7 protein-coding genes are annotated in these 3,000 nt (G+C 40.6%); 6 read left to right on the top strand and 1 reads right to left on the bottom strand.

Annotated features, from left to right (window positions below):
• The 4 genes from AC1WIP_RS13855 to AC1WIP_RS13840 all read left to right on the top strand — a co-directional run.
• Positions 1-379, top strand: a 379-nt coding sequence (locus AC1WIP_RS13855) for a GNAT family N-acetyltransferase (protein WP_481142380.1), incomplete at its 5' end; no start/stop codon positions are given.
• A 63-nt stretch (positions 380-442) separates the two neighbouring features.
• Positions 443-613 carry a spore coat associated protein CotJA gene (locus tag AC1WIP_RS13850; protein WP_318705662.1) on the top strand — a complete coding sequence of 57 codons (171 nt, stop codon included), beginning with the start codon at positions 443-445 and terminating at the stop codon, positions 611-613.
• On the top strand, positions 610-864 hold the full coding sequence (locus AC1WIP_RS13845) for a spore coat protein CotJB (RefSeq protein ID WP_481142379.1): 255 nt from the start codon (positions 610-612) through the stop codon (positions 862-864). The genes AC1WIP_RS13850 and AC1WIP_RS13845 overlap by 4 nt, the downstream gene beginning before the upstream one ends.
• On the top strand, positions 865-1,476 hold the full coding sequence (locus AC1WIP_RS13840) for a manganese catalase family protein (RefSeq protein ID WP_481142378.1): 612 nt from the start codon (positions 865-867) through the stop codon (positions 1,474-1,476).
• A gap of 112 nt (positions 1,477-1,588) precedes the next feature.
• Here the strand turns inward: AC1WIP_RS13840 and AC1WIP_RS13835 are convergent, their stop codons facing one another.
• Positions 1,589-1,798: a helix-turn-helix domain-containing protein gene (locus tag AC1WIP_RS13835; RefSeq protein WP_481142377.1), complete on the bottom strand. Its 210-nt coding sequence runs from the start codon at positions 1,796-1,798 to the stop codon at positions 1,589-1,591.
• Between the two features lie 176 nt (positions 1,799-1,974).
• Here AC1WIP_RS13835 and AC1WIP_RS13830 point away from each other — a divergent pair, with 176 nt between their 5' ends.
• Together AC1WIP_RS13830 and AC1WIP_RS13825 are read left to right on the top strand one after the other, a co-directional pair.
• Positions 1,975-2,397: a Mov34/MPN/PAD-1 family protein gene (locus AC1WIP_RS13830; protein WP_481142376.1), complete on the top strand. Its 423-nt coding sequence runs from the start codon at positions 1,975-1,977 to the stop codon at positions 2,395-2,397.
• 22 nt (positions 2,398-2,419) lie between these two features.
• Positions 2,420-3,000 (top strand): tetratricopeptide repeat protein (locus AC1WIP_RS13825; protein WP_481142375.1); only part of this gene is annotated, 581 nt, incomplete at its 3' end.

Raw genomic sequence — 3,000 nt, 5'->3', positions numbered from 1 at the left:
GGTTTTTACCATAGAAAAAGGTGTGCCAAAGGAAATAGAAGTGGACAAATATGATTGTCTGGAGGAGGCCTGCAGCCATTTTTTAGTCAGATATCAAAATGAAAATGTGGGAACCATCAGATGCCTAGAGACTTTCAGCGACAGGGTAAGGATTCAAAGATTCTGTTTTTTGAAGGAATACAGAGGGCTTGGTCTGGGGAAAATTGTGCTTGCACACATTGAAAATTACTATAAAAGGCAAGGATACAGTACAGTTGAAATGGACGCAAAATATGAGGTTTTCGGATTTTATGAAAAATGTGGATACGAAAAGGTGTCCGATGTTTTTGTGGAGGCCGGGATTCCGCATGTAAAAATGAAGAAAGAAATAGAGAAGTGAACGTTTCAAAAGGGATATCATACTATAGTATTAAACAAAATCTAAGTTTATGAAAGGAATCACATGCAGGACTATTCATTTGACGAACGATTTGACAGATATCCCATTGCCATGGCATATGTGCCCTGGCAGCATTTTGAAAAAATGTATGACGATCTGGACAAAGCCTTCAAAATCGGCACGATCTTTCCTGAATTGAATAAGCCTTTCACAGGAAGGAGATGTGTATCTTGAGCAATAAGGAGCAGATGCTGAAGGATATCAGCATCGTGGATTTTATTCTGGTGGAGCTGATGCTGTATCTGGATACACATCCAACCGACCGCAATGCCATGGAATATTTTAACCATTACAGCAGGATGAAAAATCAGATGATGAAGGAATTTTCTCAGAAATATTTCCCTCTCACAAAGGATCTTGCTGAAAGCAATAAGGAATGGAGATGGGGCGCTGCGCCTCTGCCATGGGAAGGAGCGTGCGGTTAAATGTGGAATTATGAAAAAAGATTGCAGTTTCCTGTAAATATCAAGGAGCCAAACGCAAAGCTGGCCCAGGTGATTATCTCACAGTTTGGGGGACCGGACGGAGAGCTTGCGGCCAGTATGCGTTACCTGTCTCAGAGATACTCCATGCCCTATAAGGAGGTTGCCGGGCTGTTGACGGACATCGGCACAGAGGAGCTGGCACATTTGGAGATGATTGGAGCCATTGTGCACCAGCTGACCAGGAATCTGTCCATGGAGGAGATTGAAAAGAGCGGCTTTGACAAATATTATGTGGATCATACACTGGGCGTATGGCCCCAGGCCGCAGGGGGAATTCCCTTCAATGCCTGTGAATTTCAGGTAAAGGGTGACATTATCACCGATCTGACTGAGGATATGGCAGCAGAGCAGAAGGCCCGTTCCACCTATGATAATATCCTGCGGCTTGTGAAGGACCCGGATGTGTGCGAGCCCATCAAATTCCTGCGGGAGAGGGAGATCGTTCACTTCCAGAGATTCGGCGAAGCGCTGCGCATTACACAGGATAAGCTTAACAGCAAAAACTTTTATGCCTTCAATCCCGGCTTTGATATGTGTGAAAATTGTAATTAAGGTGTGGCAGTAGTTCTAACTATTATATCATAAGAGAAGTGTGTGCCTGGCGGCGCATATGTAGAAATAGAGAGCGGCAGGTAACCGTTCTCTATTTTTTTGAAAAGAATTGTCACTGCAATTCTTTATTATTAGTACGTTCCAAAAGATAATCTACACTTACTTGATAAAAATCAGCAATTGAAATAAGAATATTGATTGGGATATCCCTGGTGCCGTTTTCGTAATGGGAATAGGCTCTTTGCGAAATATTTAAGATTTTGCTGATTTGAGTTTGTGTCAAATCAGCATCTTCGCGTAAATGGCGTATTCTGGGAAACATAGTTTGTCACCTCCAAAAGTAGTATTTGCAAAATAATATATAATAGCCCAAAACGTTCTATTGACTTTTAGAACAAAATGGGCTAACATATAAAATAAATACTTCTGATAGTGCAGAAGGAGTTATAAAATCGTGTTTTTGATGAAAAGATTAGAAAAAGCGATAAGGATGAAACAATGTGGATAAGCAGAGCTGTTTTAAATGAAATATTAAACAATATGCCGATAATACCACCAGAGGCAGGTGGAATTATCGGGGGTAAAAAAGATAAAGTCATACTTTGGGAATATGATGAAGGACATAAGAAAAGAGGATGTATGTATAGACCTAATGCAAATCATTTAAATAAGGTTATAGCTTCTTGGTGCGAGAAGGGGTATGAGTTTATGGGATTAGTACACGTACATTTTGGCGGTTCAAGAAGTTTGTCCGAGGGAGATAAACGGTATATTGAGAGGATAATGAAGGCGATGCCTGTTTATGTTGAAAAATTATATTTTCCTCTTGTGGTGCAGCCTGAAAAAGAAATGGTTGTTTTTCAGGCTATCCGAAATGATAAAACGGTGATGATTAAGCAGGATAATATTCTAATAAAATAAGAGAAAGGCTGGGTACAAAAGGATGGAGAAGGAAAAAGATTTGAAGGAGTTAATTGAAAATGCCGAAAATGGGGATGTAGAGGCAATGGTAACGCTTTCCCGTATATATTGGAAAGAGGGCGATGCCAGTAAGGCAAGTGAGTACACTTTAAGAGCTGCTCAAAAGGGAAATGCAGGTGCAGAATTTGCTATTGGTATGGAATATTGTTTCGGTATAGGAGGACAAGAGATATGTGTTGCAGAGGGAGTGAGATATCTTCGTAATGCTGCCAAAAAAAATGTGGCTCAAGCGCAATTTACTTTGGCTGTTGTGTTTGACAGTATAGAAGAAGCGCGGGCATATATGGCTGATGGAGAAACATCAATATTATACCTTGAAAAAGCTGCAAAACAAGGTCATGCAGATGCGCAGGTTATGCTGGGAGACAAGTATTTAAAGGGGAGCGGTATAGAGAAAAGTATGGACAAAGCTATATTTTGGTGGTGCTGTGCGTGCTTACAGGAAAAAGAAAGTTCATCTGATGCCAGAAATAGGATCAACTCGTTGCTTCAAGGGAAAGACAGTAACGGAGTTAAAAAAATACAAATACTACAAGTTATGGA

It is taken from the genome of Acetatifactor sp. (assembly GCF_982438285.1).
Note: the sequence above shows the minus strand (reverse complement) of the source record. Positions and strands in the feature narration are given on the sequence as shown.

Bases quoted from the DNA above. Each gene is read 5' to 3' on its own strand.
- AC1WIP_RS13835 (WP_481142377.1), bottom strand. From the start codon at position 1,798: ATGTTTCCCAGAATACGCCATTTACGCGAAGATGCTGATTTGACACAA.
- AC1WIP_RS13830 (WP_481142376.1), top strand. From the start codon at position 1,975: ATGTGGATAAGCAGAGCTGTTTTAAATGAAATATTAAACAATATGCCG.
- AC1WIP_RS13840 (WP_481142378.1), top strand. From the start codon at position 865: ATGTGGAATTATGAAAAAAGATTGCAGTTTCCTGTAAATATCAAGGAG.
- AC1WIP_RS13850 (WP_318705662.1), top strand. From the start codon at position 443: ATGCAGGACTATTCATTTGACGAACGATTTGACAGATATCCCATTGCC.